At 30.9% G+C, this 19,658-nt stretch carries 18 protein-coding genes, 2 tRNA genes and 1 riboswitch; of the genes, 1 reads left to right on the top strand and 19 read right to left on the bottom strand.

The window, feature by feature from the left end; genetic code table 11:
* Nucleotides 1–13 precede the first annotated feature (13 nt).
* Entirely contained in the window at nt 14–124 is a 111-nt protein-coding gene (locus tag BTO07_RS17700) for a DUF4402 domain-containing protein (RefSeq protein WP_087521977.1), read from the top strand.
* Between the two features lie 937 nt (nt 125–1,061).
* Here the strand turns inward: BTO07_RS17700 and BTO07_RS14870 are convergent.
* From BTO07_RS14870 to BTO07_RS14780, 19 genes are all read right to left on the bottom strand, one after another.
* Nucleotides 1,062–1,135 (bottom strand) — tRNA-Asp (locus tag BTO07_RS14870).
* Nucleotides 1,136–1,328: 193 nt separating this feature from the next.
* A tRNA-Asp gene (locus tag BTO07_RS14865) sits at nt 1,329–1,402 on the bottom strand.
* Nucleotides 1,403–1,465: 63 nt separating this feature from the next.
* Nucleotides 1,466–2,386, bottom strand: coding sequence for a DUF58 domain-containing protein (locus tag BTO07_RS14860; RefSeq protein ID WP_087521976.1), 921 nt, complete (start codon nt 2,384–2,386; stop codon nt 1,466–1,468).
* A 1-nt stretch (nt 2,387) separates the two neighbouring features.
* On the bottom strand, nt 2,388–4,949 hold the full coding sequence (locus BTO07_RS14855; protein WP_087521975.1) for a M1 family metallopeptidase: 2,562 nt from the start codon (nt 4,947–4,949) through the stop codon (nt 2,388–2,390).
* Nucleotides 4,950–4,952: 3 nt separating this feature from the next.
* On the bottom strand, nt 4,953–5,393 hold the full coding sequence (locus tag BTO07_RS14850) for a hypothetical protein (RefSeq protein ID WP_087521974.1): 441 nt from the start codon (nt 5,391–5,393) through the stop codon (nt 4,953–4,955).
* Nucleotides 5,394–5,474: 81 nt separating this feature from the next.
* Nucleotides 5,475–5,792: a thioredoxin gene (gene trxA, locus BTO07_RS14845; protein WP_087521973.1), complete on the bottom strand. Its 318-nt coding sequence runs from the start codon at nt 5,790–5,792 to the stop codon at nt 5,475–5,477.
* A 227-nt stretch (nt 5,793–6,019) separates the two neighbouring features.
* Nucleotides 6,020–6,976, bottom strand: coding sequence for a methylenetetrahydrofolate reductase [NAD(P)H] (gene metF / locus BTO07_RS14840; RefSeq protein ID WP_087521972.1), 957 nt, complete (start codon nt 6,974–6,976; stop codon nt 6,020–6,022).
* A 154-nt stretch (nt 6,977–7,130) separates the two neighbouring features.
* Complete coding sequence (locus BTO07_RS14835) at nt 7,131–7,367, bottom strand: hypothetical protein (protein WP_087521971.1); 237 nt, start codon at nt 7,365–7,367, stop codon at nt 7,131–7,133.
* A gap of 3 nt (nt 7,368–7,370) precedes the next feature.
* Entirely contained in the window at nt 7,371–10,046 is a 2,676-nt protein-coding gene (metH, locus tag BTO07_RS14830; RefSeq protein WP_087521970.1) for a methionine synthase, read from the bottom strand.
* A complete protein-coding gene (locus BTO07_RS14825; protein ID WP_087521969.1) occupies nt 10,046–10,327 on the bottom strand; it encodes an antibiotic biosynthesis monooxygenase family protein in 282 nt (93 codons plus the stop codon). The genes metH and BTO07_RS14825 overlap by 1 nt, the downstream gene beginning before the upstream one ends.
* 8 nt (nt 10,328–10,335) lie before the next feature.
* Nucleotides 10,336–11,337: a homocysteine S-methyltransferase family protein gene (locus BTO07_RS14820; RefSeq protein WP_087521968.1), complete on the bottom strand. Its 1,002-nt coding sequence runs from the start codon at nt 11,335–11,337 to the stop codon at nt 10,336–10,338.
* Between the two features lie 47 nt (nt 11,338–11,384).
* A riboswitch (SAM riboswitch) is annotated at nt 11,385–11,513 on the bottom strand.
* A 72-nt stretch (nt 11,514–11,585) separates the two neighbouring features.
* A complete protein-coding gene (cysM, locus tag BTO07_RS14815) occupies nt 11,586–12,479 on the bottom strand; it encodes a cysteine synthase CysM (protein WP_087522671.1) in 894 nt (297 codons plus the stop codon).
* Between the two features lie 4 nt (nt 12,480–12,483).
* Nucleotides 12,484–13,242, bottom strand: a complete 759-nt coding sequence (gene epsC, locus BTO07_RS14810) for a serine O-acetyltransferase EpsC (protein WP_087521967.1) — start codon at nt 13,240–13,242, stop codon at nt 12,484–12,486.
* 8 nt (nt 13,243–13,250) lie between these two features.
* Nucleotides 13,251–13,580, bottom strand: coding sequence for a 2Fe-2S iron-sulfur cluster-binding protein (locus tag BTO07_RS14805; RefSeq protein WP_087521966.1), 330 nt, complete (start codon nt 13,578–13,580; stop codon nt 13,251–13,253).
* 57 nt (nt 13,581–13,637) lie between these two features.
* Complete coding sequence (locus tag BTO07_RS14800) at nt 13,638–14,693, bottom strand: NAD(P)/FAD-dependent oxidoreductase (RefSeq protein WP_087522670.1); 1,056 nt, start codon at nt 14,691–14,693, stop codon at nt 13,638–13,640.
* A 160-nt stretch (nt 14,694–14,853) separates the two neighbouring features.
* Nucleotides 14,854–15,432, bottom strand: coding sequence for a precorrin-2 dehydrogenase/sirohydrochlorin ferrochelatase family protein (locus BTO07_RS14795; RefSeq protein WP_087521965.1), 579 nt, complete (start codon nt 15,430–15,432; stop codon nt 14,854–14,856).
* A gap of 4 nt (nt 15,433–15,436) precedes the next feature.
* Nucleotides 15,437–16,207 carry a uroporphyrinogen-III C-methyltransferase gene (gene cobA, locus BTO07_RS14790; protein ID WP_087521964.1) on the bottom strand — a complete coding sequence of 257 codons (771 nt, stop codon included), beginning with the start codon at nt 16,205–16,207 and terminating at the stop codon, nt 15,437–15,439.
* Nucleotides 16,208–16,222: 15 nt separating this feature from the next.
* Nucleotides 16,223–18,316 (bottom strand): HEPN domain-containing protein, encoded by a 2,094-nt coding sequence (locus BTO07_RS14785; protein WP_087521963.1) that lies wholly within the window; start codon nt 18,314–18,316, stop codon nt 16,223–16,225.
* A gap of 46 nt (nt 18,317–18,362) precedes the next feature.
* Nucleotides 18,363–19,610: a sulfate adenylyltransferase subunit 1 gene (locus BTO07_RS14780; RefSeq protein ID WP_087521962.1), complete on the bottom strand. Its 1,248-nt coding sequence runs from the start codon at nt 19,608–19,610 to the stop codon at nt 18,363–18,365.
* Between the last annotated feature and the right edge of the window lie 48 nt (nt 19,611–19,658).

Here is a 19,658-nt window from a genome sequence, read left to right as displayed (position 1 = left end):
CGCAACTTCTACTATTACTTCTGGAAGTAATACAATTTTGGTAGGTGCTACATTAACTGTTGCATCAGATCAATTGGCAGGTGATAATACTGGTACTTTTAATGTTACTGTTGCCTACAACTAAATAAGTAATCAAAAAACTAAATATCTTATTCAACTAGGTATTTAGTTTTTTTTATTTTTTTCTAATTTAATATCCTACTATTATGATGAATTCAGAGAAAAAAAAATTTTCATTCTATACACAAGTGTTTAGATGCATATTGGTTATTGTTTTTTTAATTACAACTATAAACCCCATAACAGCACAAGGAAATCTAGTATTTTACCCTAAGCGTGTCGTTTTTGACGGCAAAGTTAAAATTAAAAAATTAACACTTGTAAACATTGGTAAAGACACAGCTGTTTACAATATTTCTTTTTAAGAATACAAAATGGATGAAAAAGGAGAACTAAAAATAGTTTCTGAAACAGAAGAAGGTTTAAACTTCTCTTCATCTAATGTTCGTTTTTTTTACGAAAACACCCAATGAAACACAAAAAATGGAATATATATAATAGTTGCTAAAAACTTAAATAAAATTATGAGAAAAAAATTATCGTTCATTAAATTTTAATAACAACTACAAAAAAAATAAAGCAACTTTCAAGAACTTAAAGAGCAAAAAAATAATTTATTCTTTTGCTCTTTAAAATTTAAGCATAAAAAAAAGCCGATATAAAATATCAGCTTTTTTTGATTCAATCTATAAATCCCCCAACTTACGATTGCTAACTTTAATTAACCCATAGTTATGAACTATTAACATAACTAGACTGCAAATATAGATTGGAATTGGACTTAAAATTTTAGTTTTCGATTGGTGGATATAATTTCCCGATAAATGGAATCATCTTATAGATAAACGGAGTATAGAATTTTACTTTTAGCAAATATCCCTTAACCACAGTAAAACAAGTGTTAAAGCAAAATAACTTCTAGACTAAATCCAATATTCTTATATAAGATAAAGCAAAAGTCTTATAACGAAAAAATCACTTCATAAATGAAGTGATTTTCGCGGTCTGGACGGGACTCGAACCCGCGACCCCCTGCGTGACAGGCAGGTATTCTAACCAACTGAACTACCAGACCGTTGCTTTAAGCGGTTGCAAATATAACATAGATTTTAATACAAACATAGATTTTTTTCTATTTAGATTGTAAAACTTTTAACGCCAAACCTAAACACCAGAAAATCTTGATGTTAATCCACAATTTTTATTAAACACTACTTAAACAAAAGTCTTATAACGAAAAAATCACTTCATAAATGAAGTGATTTTCGCGGTCTGGACGGGACTCGAACCCGCGACCCCCTGCGTGACAGGCAGGTATTCTAACCAACTGAACTACCAGACCGTTGCTTTAAGCGGTTGCAAATATACAATGTATTTTTACATATGCAAACATAAAATAAAAAAATTATTTATTTTTTTTTCTACTAATTAAATAAGAAGTCAAAACCTCATTATATCCTTTATGAATATCTACAGGAATATAATCGATTTTATATTGTAAACATTTATTTTTCAAATCTTTAAAATAATCACCAACCAATTCTTTATACTTTTCTTGAACATTTTCTGCGTAAACATTTACTTCTTCCCCAGTTTCAACGTCAACAAACTTTTTTGGAGAATTGTCAAAATTGAAGTTAAATTCTGTTTCTCCATCATACGTATGGAACAAAACCACCTCATGTTTATTAAATTTAAGATGTTTTAAAGCTTCAAAAAGAGCATCATTTTCTTTATTTGGCTGAAACATATCAGTAAAAACAAAAATTAAAGAGCGTCTATGTATTTTTTCTGCAATTTCATGCAAATATTTATACGTTTCTGTGGATGCCTTAGATTCCGAAACTAACAATTGCTCTAACTGATGTAATAACATGTTTCTATGACGATCACTTCCTTTTTCAGGAGCATAATATTCATAAGTATCAGAATAAATACTTAAACCTACAGCATCTCTTTGTCGTTTTAAAATTTCCATTAAAGAAGCAGCTGCAATTGCAGAAAAACCAACTTTATTCAAATTATCTATTGTTTGCTTCTTTACAACAGGATAATGCATAGATGCAGAGTTATCTATTATAATATGACAGCGTAAATTAGTCTCCTCCTCATATTTCTTAGTATATAACTTCTCTGTCTTTGCAAATAATTTCCAATCTATATGGCGAGTACTTTCTCCTTTGTTATATAATTTATGCTCAGAAAATTCTACAGAAAAACCATGAAACGGACTTTTATGAATCCCTGTAATAAAACCTTCTACTACTTGTTTTGCAAGTATGTCTAGATTTTTAATTTCTGCAGATTTAACTTCGGATAAATTCATGCTATTTTTTAATATTTTGAGCTCTTGTTAAATTATCAGTAGTTTGAAATAATTTTTTTAATAAGATTGGACTGTAATTTGGGTTATCCTCTAAAAATTGATTTAAGATATCATTTGCTTCCTTAGATGAATAGTTTCCAATAGAACTAGCCAACCATCCTTTTGGGAAAAAAATATCGCCCGTTAATTGTACTTCTTCAAGTTTATCTAAAATCGATTTTAAATGCTTTGCTGATGACTTTTGCCTTAATGGATGATGAATATTACTCAACGCAGTTTGCACCCAAGACTCCTTTTCTCTATTTTCTTTTTGCAAAAGCGATTTCATAAAACTATCTCTCACATTTTCATCACTAGAAAGTGAAGGCATTAACCATTTAAAACGCTCTAATCTGTCTGAATTTAAAATTCTAACTTGTTGTTCTTCTAATACTTCTTTTGCTTTTGAATGCTTAAAAATTGCCAATTTCATTGCTAACGAAGTGAAATCATTCTCATTTAAAAAGAGATTCTTAATTTTTTTATTTTCTTTCCAAATTTGATATAAATTTCCTTTTCCTTCATCATAAATTGCAATAGACTGATACAATCTAAACAACGTTTTTTTAATATTTTTTGGTAACTCTTTTCCTAAAAGTGTATCAATTTGATTTTCAGTATTCTTTTGAATTTTGTTTTGTTCATCCTCATTTAAGAAAGTCCAGAAAATTGTTTGAATTCTACCTGACAAATAATTTGTAATCAATTCGTCTCTTTCAACTTTAATCGCATTTAAATACACTTGATATGTTTCTAATGGAGTAACTTCTCCATTCAACATATTCTCATATAAATTAATAAATTGGTATCCTCTAGAAACGGCATCATCAATATCTTTATATGTATTAATTTCATCTTTATAAATTGGAAAAACACCATAACCAAATCCGTTTGTGTTATATAAAACCTGACCAGGTTTAAAATCTTTTATTGCTGATGTAATATCAAAAGATTTTCCCATGTTTTTCAGGTTAATGATTTTCTGATATCCTCTTTTATCTATCAATTTAATTTTAAAGGATTGTGTCCAAATTTTATCAGAACCATCTTCTGCTTTTTGATGAACAATAAACTTCGTTACATTTCCCATGTCATTCAACTCAATTTCTTCATAAAAAACAGGTCTTCCAGATGAATTCACCCAAACATCAGACCAATTTTTAATATTTCCAGGAGATTTTTTATCCAAAATTGAAACAAGTTCATTCCAATCTGCATTTGAGTTTGAGTAGGTTTTTATATATTCTTGAATACCTTCTTTAAAAGGTTCTTCTCCTAATAGATATTCTAACTGACGCATCATAATTGGCGCTTTGTTGTAAATGATTCTTCCGTATAAAGAACCAGCGTTTTTTAGGTTTCCTAAATACTGACGAATTGCATTTGTTCCTTTTGTTCTGTCTTCTGAATACGCACTTGGATAATGAGTCATCATAAAGTTTAAATCATGATTTACTTCAGGAAAAACAGGATTCATAATTTTATCTGCCATAAAATTTGCAAACACTTCCTTCATCCAAACATCATTAAACCATTTCATGGTAACCAAATCTCCAAACCACATATGCGATGTTTCGTGGGCAATTAATTTTGCTCTACTCAACTTTCTATTTTGTGTGGCATTTTTATCTAAAAACAATGAAGATTGTCGGTATTGAATTGCACCAACATGTTCCATTCCTCCATATTGAAAAGGCGGAATTGCAGCAAAATCCATTTTTTGAAAAGGGAATTTAACTTTAGTGTATTCTTCTAAAAAATCAATTGCTTTTTGATGAATACTAAACACCTCATCAACACTTTCTGTAATCTTTTCTGTATTATTTTCTCTATATAAAAAGCGCATATCAAACGCTCCTGGGTTTTTAATTTCTTCGGTGAACTTGCCAGCAACAAATGAAAATAAATAAGTACTAATTAAATCTGTTTCTTTAAAAGTATGTTCTACAAAACCATCTATTTCTAAACTACTTTCTTCAAAAGCACCACACAAAACTTTCCAATCTTTTGGAGCTGTAATTCTTAAATTATAATTGGCTTTTATATCTGGTTGATCAAAACAAGGAAACAAGGTGCTTGCTCTATCAGGTACTAATAATGTATATAAAAACTCTTCGTTTCTGTTCAATGATTTCTCTCCCGCATCAAAAAAAAATCCTATAGAGTTATCTCCTAAAACCAACAGTTTTTTATCAATTATAATATGTTCTTTTTGATGATTTATCTCTGACGTTTCTCCATTTACTTTTATTGATTTTAGTTTTGAGGCTTCTTCATTAAAATCAAGAAACACATCATTTTTTAAATCCTTATTAGTAAAATTAAGTGCTAGTTTAGAAGCAATAGGGTTTTCTTTTTCTTTCGGAATTTTAAAATCCAAATTATAAACAACATCAGTAATTTGTTGTTTTCTATATTTAGCTAATTCAAAAGAGATTCCTTTTTCTAATTTTAGTTTATTCTCTTGTTTATCACAAGAAAATATCAAAACTAAAAAAACAGATAAGGCTAAAAAATATTTCATATATTATTTATTGTATTTACTAAAAATAAAACTTCTATCACATTTAATATCTTGTTCATAATAATTCATTTTAAAATTATCATGTGTAAATTCAAATCTCCAATCAATCGCTCCAAAATATAAAAAAGCTACAAATACAGACCAAGTAACAACAGACCATCCTAGAATTTTAATTAAAATATTTAAGAACCTGTTTTTTACATTTCTAAAAAATAGCGTCACACCAAAAAAAAATAGCGCCCAAAAAATAAAATTCCCAATAAAGCCCAGAATATAGATATCTCCGGACATAGAAAAAACCCAAGAACTATTAGTTTCTTGTATAAAAGGAAAACCATAAAATCTTGGTCCTAATTCAGGATAATCACAAACATATTCAAATGTCAACATTTCGTCGCAAATAAATCCTAGAGAAGCAATTATTGAAAACAAGATTCTTTTCATCATTCTAGTACCAAAGTACTAAAAATAAAAAAAGGTTTGACGTTAGCCAAACCTTTATCTTATTTAAAATGTAAATACTATTTATATAGCAGCATCAATTTTACCAGTGTAAACATTTTTAGGTGCAACACCTACTTGTTTATCTACAACTTCACCATTTTTAAAGATTAAAACAGTTGGTATATTACGTACGCCATATTTTGCTGCAAATTCCTGATTAGCATCAACATCTACTTTACCAACAATAGCTTTACCATCATACTCTGCATGAATTTCATCAACAATTGGCCCTACCATTCTACATGGTCCACACCATGCTGCCCAAAAATCAACTAATACTGGTTTGTCAGATTTTAATACTAATTCCTCAAAGTTTGCGTCTGTAATTTCTAATGCCATTTTTTATATTTTTAATTTGTTATTTCAGTTTTGAAATACAAAAGTAATCATTTTATTTATTTTGTAGTTTTCAAAAAAATTACTTTTTCTTATTTGTCTATAAATACTACTTATAAGTACAAATAAGAAATTCATTAAAAAAGCGACAAACAAATGTTCTTTTTTAATGAATTCTTATTTCAACTCCCCATTATTACAAAAAGGATAGTTTATATAAATCGTACGTTTTAAAATAACTCAGAAGCTATCGCTTGTACATTATCGCTTTTACCCATAGAATAATAGTGCAAAACAGGAACTCCTGCTGCTTTTAACTCTTTAGATTGCTGTATCGCAAACTCAATACCAACTTGCCTTACCGCTTTATTGTCTTTACAACCATCTACAGCATCAATTAAATCTTGTGGCAAATCTATTTTAAATACCTGAGGCAATATTTGCAAATGTCTTTTAACTGCAATTGGTTTAATTCCCGGTATAATTGGCACATTAATTCCTATTTCTTTTGCCGCTTTTACAAACTCAAAATATTTATTATTATCAAAAAACATTTGAGTTACCACATAATCGGCACCAGCATCAACTTTCTCCTTTAAACGTCTTAAATCTGATACTAAAGACGGAGCTTCCATATGTTTTTCTGGATATCCTGCAACACCAATACAAAAATCTGAATGATGCTCGACATTTACATCATCATGTAAATATTTACCACGATTTAAATTCGAAATTTGATCCACCAATTCCGTAGCAAAAGCATTTCCTCCTTTAACGGGCTTAAAATATGGCTCATCTTTCATAGAATCTCCACGCAAAGCCATCACATTATCTAATCCTAAATAATGACAATCTACCAAAACATATTCTGTTTCTTCTTTTGTAAAACCACCACACAATAAATGCGGAATAGCATCTACCTTATATTTATGCATAATAGAAGCACAAATACCAACAGTTCCAGGACGCATTCTAGTAATTCTTTTATCTAAAAGTCCGTTTCCTTTATCTAAATAAACATACTCTTCTCTAGAAGTTGTTACGTCTATAAAAGGTGGATTAAATTCCATTAATGGATCTATATTATTATATAAATCTTGAATATTTTTTCCTTTTTTTGGCGGTATTACTTCAAAAGAAAATAACGTTTTACCGTTTGCATTTTTAATATGATCTGTAACTTTCATAAGCCTCCCTTAATCCCTCCAAAGGAGAGAAACTGTTGCGGGTGTTTTGTGTTATTATTGTATTTTATTTTTTGGACGTTCCCCAAAAGGGTCGCGCTTTTCACTATATCTTTTTGCTGAAAAGGCAAAAAGGATGCCGTTTCAATCGCTAACGCTACTTGTTTAGTAACTTTTTCACTTCTTCAAAATCTTCTTTATATTCCCAATAGATCCATCTTCCATCTACATAATCGGTTAGAACATATTTTTCACTTAAAGATTTAATTCGTGAAACTGCAATTAGTTTCTTCGCAAAATTATCTGCAGGAATGTGAACTATTATCTCGTTGTTATTTTTATCATAACCATGAGAAATAATATAACTTCCTAAATGTAATTCTATAAATTTCATATCTTATTCTTCAGCAAGCGTTGGGTGTAACCACTTTCTCGCTTTTTGTTTTGTAATTCCTTTTCTTGTTGAATAATCTGTAACTTGATCATCTGTAATTTTACCTAAACCAAAATATTTAGCTTCTTTGTTTCCAAAATAATATCCAGATACTGCAGCTGCTGGCCACATTGCCATACTTTCTGTTAACTTAACTCCTATTTGTTTTTCAACATCTAACAATTCCCAAATTGTTTCTTTTTCTAAATGATCTGGACACGCAGGATATCCTGGTGCAGGACGAATTCCTTTATAAGTTTCTTTAATTAAATCATCATTAGTTAACTCTTCATCAACACCATAACCCCAATGTTTAATTCTAATTTGCTTATGTAAATATTCGGCCATTGCTTCTGCAAAACGGTCTGCAATTGCTTGCGCCATAATTGCATTATAATCGTCTTCTTTATCTCTATAAGAATCTGCTAATTCTTGTGCGCCAAAAATACCTACACAAAAAGCACCCATATAATCTGTTTTATTACTTTCTTTTGGAGCAATAAAATCTGACAATGCAATATTTGGTATTCCTTCTCTCTTTTTTAATTGCTGACGTAAAGTTCTAAAAATAGCAATCTCTTTTCCTTTCTTCTGAATCGAAATATCATCGTCATTTACAGTATTTGCTTCAAACAAACCAAAAATTGCTTTTGGTTTCAACAATTGTTTGGCAATAATTTCTTTAATCATTGCTTGTGCTTCATCATACATGATTGTTGCTTGTTCACCAACAACCTTATCTTTTAAAATAGCTGGAAATTTACCATGTAAATCCCAACTTCTAAAAAACGGACTCCAATCTATAAACGGAACTAATTCTTTTAAACTTAATTGTTCTAAAGTCTGAATCCCTAATTCTTTTGGCTTTACAATTTCTGATGTTTGCCAATCAATTTTATATTTTCTTTTACGTGCTTCATTTAATGAAACGTATGATTTTTCTTTACCTCGTTTTAAAAACTTAGTTCTAAATTCATCATAATCTTTTTTCATTTTAGCAACATACTCATGTGATGTTTTCTTATTTAATAAGTCACCAACGACAGTTACTGCTCTAGATGCATCATTTACATGAACAACCGCTTTATTATATTGCGTATCAATCTTAACAGCAGTATGCGCTTTAGAAGTCGTTGCTCCTCCAATCAATAATGGAACTTCAAAATTTTGACGTTGCATTTCTTTTGCTAAGTATACCATTTCATCAAGAGAAGGTGTAATTAACCCTGATAATCCAATAGCATCTACACGTTCTCTAATTGCTGCTTCAATGATTTTTTCTGGCGGAACCATGACACCTAAATCTACAATTTCATAATTATTACAAGCCAATACTACACTTACAATATTTTTACCAATATCATGAACATCACCTTTAACAGTCGCCATTAATATTTTACCAACAGGTTCTTGTTTATCTCCTTTTTCTGCTTCAATAAACGGATTTAAATATCCTACAGCTTTTTTCATTACACGAGCAGATTTTACAACCTGAGGTAAAAACATTTTTCCTGCTCCAAATAAATCTCCAACCACATTCATACCCGTCATTAAATTGCCTTCAATAACTTCAATTGGTGCAGCTGCTTCTTGTCTCGCTTGTTCTATATCTTCAATAATAAAGGCATCAATTCCCTTTACTAAAGCGTGTGTAATTCTATCTTGTAAAGGATTTTCTCTCCATGATAAATCTGCTGTTTTACCAACTTTAGATCCTTTTACTGTTTCAGCAAAATCTAATAAACGTTCAGTTGCATCTTCTCTTCTATCTAAAATAACATCTTCTACATGTTCTAATAAATCTTTAGGAATATCATCGTAAATTTCTAACATTGCAGGATTTACAATTCCTATATTCATACCTGCTTGAATTGCATGATATAAAAACACAGTGTGCATTGCTTCACGAACTCCGTTATTTCCTCTAAAAGAAAATGATACGTTACTTACACCTCCACTTACAGAAACATTTTCTAAATTTTGTCTTACCCAACGTGTTGCTTCAATAAAATCGATGGCATTTCTTCTATGCTCATCCATTCCTGTTGCAACTGGGAATATATTTAAATCAAAAATAATATCTTCGGATGCAAAGCCAACTTTATTTACCAAAACATCGTAAGAACGTTTGGCTATTTCTAATCTTCTTTCGTAATTATCTGCTTGACCAGTTTCATCAAAAGCCATTACAATTACAGCGGCACCATATCGCTTTATTTGTTTTGCTTCCCAAATAAATTTTTCTTCTCCTTCTTTTAAAGAAATTGAATTTACAACACACTTACCTTGTACAACCTTTAATCCAGCTTCAATGATTTCCCATTTAGAGCTATCAATCATAATTGGAACTCTACAAATATCTGGTTCTGCAGCAATTAAATTCAAGAAACGAACCATTGATTCTTTTCCATCAATTAAACCATCATCAAAATTAATATCGATAATTTGCGCTCCACCATCTACTTGATGTCTAGCAACATCTAAAGCTTCATCAAATTTTTCTTCTTTTATTAAACGTAAGAATTTTTTAGATCCTGCAACATTCGTTCTTTCTCCTACATTAATAAAATTGCTATTCTCGTTTAAAACCAAAGGTTCTAAACCAGACAATTTCATATATTTTGTTTGCTTTATCTTCATTATTTATAATGTTCTACAGTTGGAAAAGGTTCATAAAAATGATGTAACAATTCTTTCCATTGTTGGTATTCATCAGATTTTCTAAATCCGATTTCGTGATCTTCAATTGTTTCCCAATTGACTAATAAAATATACTTATCTTCTTGTTCTAAACATTTCTTTAATTGATGAGAAATATATCCATTCATAGAAGAAATAATACGTTCTGCTTTTTTGAAATTATTTTCAAAATCCTCAGAAAGACCTCTCTTTACATTTAATAAGGCTACTTCTAATATCATCTCTAAGCTTAATGTTTTTCTGAATGCTGTCTTGGTTTATATTTTGCTGCAACATTTGCTATTTCTCTAATGTGTGCAGGACTTGTACCACAACAACCTCCAATAATATTGATTAAGTCCTTTTTCATATACTCTTCAATTTGCTCTCCCATTTCTTCTGGAGTTTCATCATATTCTCCAAAAGCATTTGGTAATCCTGCGTTTGGATGTGCAGAAATTCCGAAGTCAGTTTTACTTGCAATTGCTTCTAAATGCGGTTGTAATAAATTGGCTCCTAAAGCACAATTAAAACCAACAGTTAATAAAGGTATGTGTGAAACAGAAATTAAAAATGCTTCTGCTGTTTGTCCAGATAATGTTCTTCCGGAAGCATCAGTAATTGTACCACTCAGCATTATAGGAATATCAATATTTCTTTCGTCTTTTACTTCTTCAATAGCAAATAAAGCTGCTTTTGCGTTTAAAGTATCAAACACCGTTTCTACTAAAAGTAAATCAACTCCACCATCAACTAAAGCTTCTGTTTGCTGTTTGTAAGCAATTCTTAATTCATCGAAAGTAACTGCTCTATAACCAGGATCATTTACATCTGGAGACATACTTGCAGTTCTATTTGTTGGACCTATTGAACCTGCTACAAAACGAGGTTTATGAGGTTCTCTCTCCGTAAATTCAACGGCAACTTCTTTTGCAATTTTTGCAGATTGATAGTTTAGTTCATATACCAAATCTTCCATTTGGTAATCTGCCATTGCAATTGTAGTTCCAGAAAAAGTATTGGTTTCTATAATATCTGCACCTGCTTCAAAATACTTACCATGAATCGTTTTAATTGCTTCTGGTTGCGTAATTGATAACAAGTCATTATTCCCTTGTAATGGAGTTGGATAATCTTTAAAGCGTTCTCCTCTAAAATCTTCTTCCGTAAATTTATAGGCTTGTAGCATAGTACCCATGGCACCATCTAAAACCAAAATTCGTTCTTGTAAAGCTTTATATATGTTTGACATTTTTTGATATTTTTATCAATATGTCATCAGGAAAAGTGAAATTTTCGCTGTTATCTGTCAGATTAATTAATGAAACTTGTTCAAGATAATCTGTAGAATGTAGCACCTTTATTTCTTAACGAAATGGGTTGCTAAGGCTTCAGCGGGTCTAATCCCTCTACCTTTCGTGATAACGGTATCAATAAGTTTATGAACTGAACTACAAAGAAAAGGATTATTTTTTTATTTGTAGAGTGTATTTGTAAAATCTATTCTTTTTCGAATAATGTTGATGATAAATAACGGTCTCCTCTATCGCAAATGATTGCTACTACTACTCCTTTATCTATAGAATTTGCTACTTTTAATGCAGTTGCTACAGAACCTCCACTACTCATTCCTGCAAAGATACCTTCTTCAGCAGCCAACCTTTGTGTCATAGCTTTAGCTTCTTCTTCACTAACTTCTAATACTTCATCAACTTTATTTCTATTAAAAATTGCTGGTAAATATTCTTCTGGCCATTTTCTAATACCCGGTATTTTAGCACCATCTTTAGGTTGAGCTCCAACAATTTTAATGTCTTTATTTTGTTCTTTTAAATAATCTGAAACTCCCATTATAGTTCCTGTTGTTCCCATTGCCGAAACAAAATGAGTAACAGTTCCTTCAGTATCTCTCCAAATTTCTGGTCCAGTCGTTTTATAATGTGCTTTAGAATTATCTGTATTATCAAATTGATTCAATCTAAAATATCCTTTCTTATATTTTAATTTTAAAGCATAATCGATAGAACCTTCTATACCTTTATCTGCAGGAGTTAAAATTACTTCAGCACCATAAGCACGCATTGTTTTTACTCTTTCAATCGTTGAGTTTTCTGGCATTGTAAGTACCATATTCACACCCAACACTTTTGCCATTAAAGCTAATGCAATACCAGTGTTTCCACTAGTTGCTTCAACTAAAGTATCTCCTTTTCTAATATTTTTTCTTTTTAAAGCTTCAGAAATCATATTATAAGCTGCTCTATCTTTAACACTTCCTCCAGGATTATTCCCTTCTAGTTTTAACAATAAGGTAACTCCTTCTTTTTGAAAAATATTTTGAGCTTCCACCAAAGGTGTGTTTCCTACAAAATCTATGATACTTTTAGTTTTCATATTTCTAATTTCTTTTTTGAAAAATATTATTTTCTGATTGAACTGTAACAATCGAATTTTCTGGAACCGATTCAGTAATACAGACATTAGCTCCTATTACAGAGTTTTTTCCTATAACAACATCACCTCCTAAAATGGTTGCATTTGCATAAATAACAACACCACTTTCAATTGTTGGATGTCTTTTTGTTGATGCTAAACTCTTTTTTACTTGAATACCTCCTAAAGTTACTCCTTGAAAAATTTGCACATTATATTTTATAATGGCAGATTCTCCAATAACAATTCCTGTTGCGTGATCTATATGAAATGAATCTCCTATTTCTGCTCCAGGATGAATGTCTGTACCTGTAGAACTGTGAGCAAATTCACTCATCATTCTGGGTAAAACAGGAACTTCTAATTGTAATAATTGATGACTTAAACGATGTACAGCAATTGCATAAAAACCAGGATACGCTAAATAAACTTCTTCCAAACTTTTTGCAGCAGGATCATTTTTTTCAGCAGCAGCTGCATCTAAATCTAATTTTGTTCTAATAGTAACAAAAGAATCTTCAAAATCATTCCACAAACCTTCTCCGTTTTCAACAGATAATCTTTCTAAAATTCTTAAAAATTTAAGTCTTGTTTCTGGGCCACTTTCAGACAAATGATTTACATCAAACAAATTATTAATTAATTGTTTGGTAAAATTACCTACAGCATCCCTTAAACACATACTGTAGTTTTTAAACGCTACTATTTGTTCTGTTTCTTTCATTCTAGCCCTTACGATTCTGGTGCTAATATTACTTCTAATCCTTCCATTGCAGGTGTCATTTGTATTTGACAACCTAATCTACTATTATCTTCTACATTGAAAGCTTCTGCTAACATTGCATCTTCATCATCAGACATTTCTGGTAATTCAGTTTCTGAAGTCACATAACATTGACAAGAAGCACACATTGCCATTCCTCCACAAACACCAATTGTTCCTTCTTCTGCTAATTCGTATGAACGAACAACTTCCATAAGATTCATTGCCATATCTGTAGGCGCTACAACTTCGTGAGTTTCACCGTTTCTGTCTGTGATTTTAATATTTATGTCTTGCACTATTCCTTCTTTTATTAATATTGTCTGCAAAGTTACGTAAACCTAACAAAAAACTTACTATTGAATTGCTTTTACAACTGCTTTTGGTGCTTCCTTCTTTGTACCATCAAAACCCTCTACACCACCAACTGTAGTATATTTCATTACATATTTTTTATCCGGGAAGATTCTTTTATATGCACTTTGACACATTAAAGTAGCTTCGTGGAAACCACAAAGAATCAATTTTAATTTCCCTGGATATGTATTAACATCACCAATAGCGTAAATTCCTGGAATATTTGTTTGATAATCTAAAGCGTTATTTACCTTAATCGCATTTTTCTCAATTTCTAATCCCCAATTTGCAATTGGACCTAATTTTGGAGATAATCCAAACAAAGGAATAAAGTGATCTGTATCAACAACAAAAGCATCTTCGCCTTTTTTCTCAACAGAAACACCTGTTACTTTATCAGTACCAATAATTCCTTTTACTTCTGCTGGAGTAATCATTCTGATTTTTCCTAAATCCTTTAACTCTTGTACTTTTTCAACTGAATCTAAAGCTCCTCTAAATTCGTTTCTTCTGTGAATTAAAGTTACTTCAGAAGCAACATTAGATAAAAATACAGCCCAATCTAAAGCAGAATCTCCACCTCCAGAAATTACAACTCTTTTATTTCTATAAAATTCTGGCTCTTTAATAATATACTCAACACCTTTATCTTCAAAATCTAAAATATTTGGAATTACTGGTTTTCTTGGTTCAAAAGAACCTAAACCTCCAGCAATCGCAACAATTTTAGCATGGTGTTTTGTTCCTTTATTAGTTGTAACAATAAAAGTACCATCTTCTTGTTTATCTATCGTTTCAGCTCTTTCTCCTAATGTAAAACCAGGTTCAAATTGCTTTGTTTGCTCTATTAATTTATGCGTTAAATCTCCTGCTAAAATTTCTGGATATGCAGGAATATCATAAATAGGTTTCTTTGGATAAATTTCAGAACATTGCCCTCCAGGTTGTGGTAATGCATCAATTAAATGACATTTTAATTTTAATAAACCAGCTTCAAAAATTGTAAATAATCCTGTTGGTCCTGCTCCAATAATTAGTATATCTGTTGTAATCATCTTGTTTGTAATTCTTATTTTCTTAAATTTTTGCTGAGATTTCTCAACTACGCTAAAGCTTCGTTCGAAATGACAGTTTGGTGTCATTTTGAGCGAAATAAAATGAAGTCGAAAGATCTAAATTAAAATTATAGATTGCTTCACTCTATTTGCAATGACATTATTTTTTCTCTATTAATCCTTTGGTGAATTCGTTTAATGTTTCTACTTTTTGTTCGAAATCTCCTTTTATTGTTTTTCTAAACTCGTTTAAATTCTTTACCAAATCATCTACATTTTCAGGAATAACATCCTCAAAAAATTGACGTAATCTTTTAGCTGTTGTTGGCGATTTTCCGTTTGTAGAAATTGCCACTTTTACGTTTCCTTTGGTTACAATACCTCCCATATAAAAATCGCAATAAGGTGGATTATCAGCAACATTTACCAATTTTGCTTCTGCTCTACAATCTTTCCAAACTTGTACATTTACTTCTGGAATATCTGTAGTTGCAACCACAATATGTCTTCCTTGTAAATATTTTTTCTGATATACATCTTCAACTAAAGTAACACACCCTTTTTTTGCCAATTCAATAGTTCCTTCTCTAAACAAAGGTGAAACCATTAAAACTTTAGCATCTGGACTTGATTTTAATAAGAAAGTTAATTTTTCTTCAGCAACAAAACCTCCTCCAACTATTAAAACATTTAGATTTTTGGTTTTTAAAAAAATAGGATATAAATTATTTCTTTCCATAAAATTATCCGTTTAACTCGTTTGCATATTGCAGCTTAATATCTAAAATTGCTTGACGATGTTTTACAACTTCTCCCAACACAATAATTGCAGGATTTTTCAATTCCTTTTCAGCAACAATACTCTCTATAGTATCTACAGTTCCGATTCCTAGTTTTTCTCTAGAAGTTGTTCCTCTTTGAATAATTGCTACAGGTAAATTATTTTTTCCTTCAGCCTGAAACAATTTTACAATTTGTGGCAACTTACTCATTCCCATTAAAACAACTACAGTCGCATTTGACTTTGCAGCCAATTCAATATCATTCGATATTTTATGATCTTTAGTAGTTCCTGTAATTACCCAAAAACTCTCTGCACTTCCACGTTTTGTTAATGGTATATTTTGATAAGCAGCTACTGCTAATGATGATGAAATTCCTGGAACAACATCAACCTCTAAACCAAAACTTGCGGCATACTCCATTTCTTCAGCACCTCTACCAAAAATAAATGGATCTCCACCTTTTAAACGAACTACATGTCCACTCGATTTTGCTCGAGCAACAATCAATTCGTTTATTTGTTCTTGTTGATATTTATAACACCCTCTTCGTTTTCCTACAAAAACTTGTTCGGCTTCTGGATTGATATACTCTAATAACTCTTCATTTACCAAAGCATCATACAAAACTACATCTGCAGTTTTTAAAACTTTAATAGCTTTTACAGTGATTAAATCTATATCTCCAGGTCCAGCTCCTACAACTGTTAACTTTGGTGTTTTAATACTCATCTTTTTCTTTTATTACTATTGTGCAACAGAAGTTTCTGCTTCTCTATAAGCTCTTACTTCTTGTAAAAACCTACCTGCATCTTTAATATATTTCTCAGCAAATTCTGCAGTTGGCGCAAATTTATTGATTTGATAAATTAAATCAGCAAAAGAAGTGCCTAAATCTATTTTTCCTGATGAAATAAATTCTTCATCGAATTGAGAAATAATACTTGCGTGTGTATTTGTTTTCTTTTCTGCTGCTAATAAAGATGCTTTTGCAGAATTAACAATAGATTGATATGCATAATAAATAGCGCCAGAATACACTCCGTTACCGAAAGCTTCATTTGCATTTTCAATCTTTTCATCACTTTCTAAAAACAAAGTGGCAATTAAATCGATAACAACACCTGCACATTCTCCAATTCCTATTTCTTTTAAATACTTTTCTTCTTCTCCCCAATCGATAAAATCTTCTTGAGTTAAATTAGTAACATCTTGTAAATCATTTAAGAAATCGTAAAAATATTTTTCACCTTTTTCTTTATAGTATTCAACAAATTGCTGTCCGTTTCCATTCGCTTCAAAATCATTAAAAATTCTTCGCAAAGCTTCAGGACCTCTTTTACTTGGTACTTTTACTACTTTATCCGCAAAAGCTCCGTTTCCGTTTCCTAAATTACCTCCGCCTAACAAAACTTGTAATGCTGGTGCAACTAATTTATCTGGAGTTCTAACAGTCATTCCTTGAAAACCAATGTTTGCCATATTGTGTTGTCCACAAGCATTCATACAACCACTGATTTTTATAACTAAATCTTCATTTTTCAAATACTGAGGATATTCTGCAGCAATCACTTTTTCTAATTCTTCTGCAATTCCTGTACTACTTGAAATTCCTAAATTACAAGTATCAGTACCTGGACAAGCTGTAATATCTACCGCTTTATTGTAACCTGCTTCTACAAATTCTAATTTCTTTAATTCTTGATAGAAAAGTGGCACTAAATCTTCCTTCACAAAAGGAATTACAATATTTTGACGTAATGTTAAACGGATTTCTCCTGCTGCATACTTATCAACTAAACCTGCTAATAAACGTGCCTTATCAGTATAAAAATCTCCTAATAAAACTTTAATTCCGATTGCAACATATCCTTCTTGCTTTTGAGGAATCAAGTTTGTTGATTTCCACAAATCGAAAGCTGCTTGGTCTTTAATTTCTACTTCTGGAGCTTCAATTGAAACTGGTGTTGATGCTACATAAGATTCAGCATCAATAGCAACCGTTTTAAATTCAATTGCATTTTGTTCTTCTTCAATTAAGTTTCTAAAAGCCTCTAAACCGATATCTTTTAACAAGAATTTCATTCTTGCTTTGGCTCTACTTTTACGTTCTCCAAAACGATCAAAAACTCTTAAAACCCCTTCCATTACAGGAATAATTTTATCCGAAGGTAAAAACTCATACAACGTTTCAGCATGTCTTGGCTGAGAACCTAATCCTCCTGCAACCATCACTTTAAAACCTCTAACTCCGTTTTCAATTTTAGCAATAAATCCTAAATCATGTAAATAAGATAAACCAGTATCTTCATCCGTAGAAGAAAAAGAAACCTTGAATTTACGTCCCATTTCTTGACAAATTGGGTTACGTAAAAAGAACTTAAATAATGCGTCTGCATAAGGAGAAACATCAAAAGGTTCATCAACATCAATTCCAGCAGTTTCAGATGCAGTAACATTTCTTACAACGTTTCCACAAGCTTCTCTTAACGTAACATCATCACGTTCTAATTCTGCCCACAATTCTGGAGTTCTATTTAAATCCACATAATGAATCTGAATATCTTGACGTGTAGTAATATGTAATCTTCCTCTTGAATATTCGTCTGAAACTTCAGATATTCTTCGTAATTGATTACTCATTACTTTACCATAAGGAAGTTTAATACGAATCATTTGTACGCCTTCTTGACGCTGACCGTAAACTCCTCTTGCTAAACGTAAACTTCTAAATTTTTCTTCATCTATTTGTAGATTATTAAATGCAGCAATTTTATCTGCCAATTCAATAATATCTCTCTCCACAATTGGATTTTCTATTTCTGTTCTAAAGGTTTGCATGGTTTAATATTGGTGGTTGGTTGTGGTGGCTAGTTTGTTAGTTGATTTATTTTATAAAACCGACTCCTACTGTATTGTTCGTTTTTGGATTGATTAAAATAAAAGATCCATTAGATTTATTGTCTTTATAAGAATCTACTAATAGTGGTTTACTTAATTTTAATTGTATATCTCCTATTTGATTTAATACTAATTCTGATGGATTTTCTTCTATTCCAGAAAAATCAGTTTTAATGATACTTGATAATTGCGTAATTTTTGCCTGTGCATCATTTACCCCATGTTTGATGTAATATTTTTGTGATGCTTGTAAAGGTTCTTTATCCATCCAACAGATAGTTGCTTCTAATTGTTTTGCAATTGTTGGCTCTTCATTCACTTTCACTAACATATCTCCTCTACTTACATTTACATTATCTTCTAAAGTAATTGTAACAGAACTTCCTCTTTTTGCAGTTTCAAACTCTTTATCGAAGAAATTAATCGTCTTAATTTTCGATTTTGTTTGAGAAGGTAAAACAGCAATTTCATCTCCTACGGATAAATCTCCTCCATAAATTTTACCTGCATACCCTCTAAAATCGTGGTATTCTTCGGTTTTTGGTCTGATAACTGTTTGCACAGGAAAACGAGTTTGAGAAGCATCATTAATATCTTCTACATCTAATTTCTCTAAGTGATCCATTAATGTATCACCGTTATACCAAGGAGTATTTTCTGATTTATTTACAACATTATCTCCTTGTAAAGCAGACATTGGAATAAATGTTAAATTCTGACCTTTATATTCACTTTTACTTGCTATGTATTCAATTTCTGCTTTAATCGCATTGTATTTTTCCTCAGAAAAATCAACTAAATCCATTTTATTTATGGCAATTACAACATCTTTAATTCTCAATAAATTATTGATAAAAAAGTGTCTGTAAGTTTGTTCTATAACCCCGTTTCTTGCATCAATTAAAACAATAGAAGCTTGTGCAGTTGAAGCACCAGTTACCATATTTCTTGTATACTCAATATGACCTGGAGTATCTGCAATAATGAAACTTTTTGATGGAGTTGAAAAATAAATATGTGCTACATCAATTGTAATTCCTTGTTCACGCTCTGCAACTAAACCATCAGTTGCTAAAGAAAAATCTAGATAATCGAAACCACGTTGTCTACTTTTTTCTTCAATTGCTTCTAATTTATCGTCAGTCAATGATTTTGTATCATATAAAATACGACCAATCAAGGTACTTTTACCATCATCTACACTTCCTGCTGTTGCTATTTTTAGTACTTTCATTTTTTATCAGCTGTTCGCTATTGGCCTTTGGCTTTTAGCTTAATTTGT

The sequence above is a fragment of the Polaribacter sp. SA4-12 genome, from assembly GCF_002163675.1.
Lineage (GTDB): Bacteria > Bacteroidota > Bacteroidia > Flavobacteriales > Flavobacteriaceae > Polaribacter.
The sequence above is the reverse complement of the archived record's forward strand: the minus strand, read 5'-3'. Positions and strand labels throughout refer to the sequence as shown.

Coding starts and splice junctions, on each gene's coding strand:
- BTO07_RS14860 (WP_087521976.1), bottom strand. CDS start 2,386: ATGAATTTATCCGAAGTTAAATCTGCAGAAATTAAAAATCTAGACATA.
- BTO07_RS14855 (WP_087521975.1), bottom strand. CDS start 4,949: ATGAAATATTTTTTAGCCTTATCTGTTTTTTTAGTTTTGATATTTTCT.
- BTO07_RS14850 (WP_087521974.1), bottom strand. CDS start 5,393: ATGAAAAGAATCTTGTTTTCAATAATTGCTTCTCTAGGATTTATTTGC.
- trxA (WP_087521973.1), bottom strand. CDS start 5,792: ATGGCATTAGAAATTACAGACGCAAACTTTGAGGAATTAGTATTAAAA.
- metF (WP_087521972.1), bottom strand. CDS start 6,976: ATGAAAGTTACAGATCATATTAAAAATGCAAACGGTAAAACGTTATTT.
- BTO07_RS14835 (WP_087521971.1), bottom strand. CDS start 7,367: ATGAAATTTATAGAATTACATTTAGGAAGTTATATTATTTCTCATGGT.
- metH (WP_087521970.1), bottom strand. CDS start 10,046: ATGAAGATAAAGCAAACAAAATATATGAAATTGTCTGGTTTAGAACCT.
- BTO07_RS14825 (WP_087521969.1), bottom strand. CDS start 10,327: ATGATATTAGAAGTAGCCTTATTAAATGTAAAGAGAGGTCTTTCTGAG.
- BTO07_RS14820 (WP_087521968.1), bottom strand. CDS start 11,337: ATGTCAAACATATATAAAGCTTTACAAGAACGAATTTTGGTTTTAGAT.
- cysM (WP_087522671.1), bottom strand. CDS start 12,479: ATGAAAACTAAAAGTATCATAGATTTTGTAGGAAACACACCTTTGGTG.
- epsC (WP_087521967.1), bottom strand. CDS start 13,242: ATGAAAGAAACAGAACAAATAGTAGCGTTTAAAAACTACAGTATGTGT.
- BTO07_RS14800 (WP_087522670.1), bottom strand. CDS start 14,693: ATGATTACAACAGATATACTAATTATTGGAGCAGGACCAACAGGATTA.
- BTO07_RS14795 (WP_087521965.1), bottom strand. CDS start 15,432: ATGGAAAGAAATAATTTATATCCTATTTTTTTAAAAACCAAAAATCTA.
- cobA (WP_087521964.1), bottom strand. CDS start 16,207: ATGAGTATTAAAACACCAAAGTTAACAGTTGTAGGAGCTGGACCTGGA.
- BTO07_RS14785 (WP_087521963.1), bottom strand. CDS start 18,316: ATGCAAACCTTTAGAACAGAAATAGAAAATCCAATTGTGGAGAGAGAT.
- BTO07_RS14780 (WP_087521962.1), bottom strand. CDS start 19,610: ATGAAAGTACTAAAAATAGCAACAGCAGGAAGTGTAGATGATGGTAAA.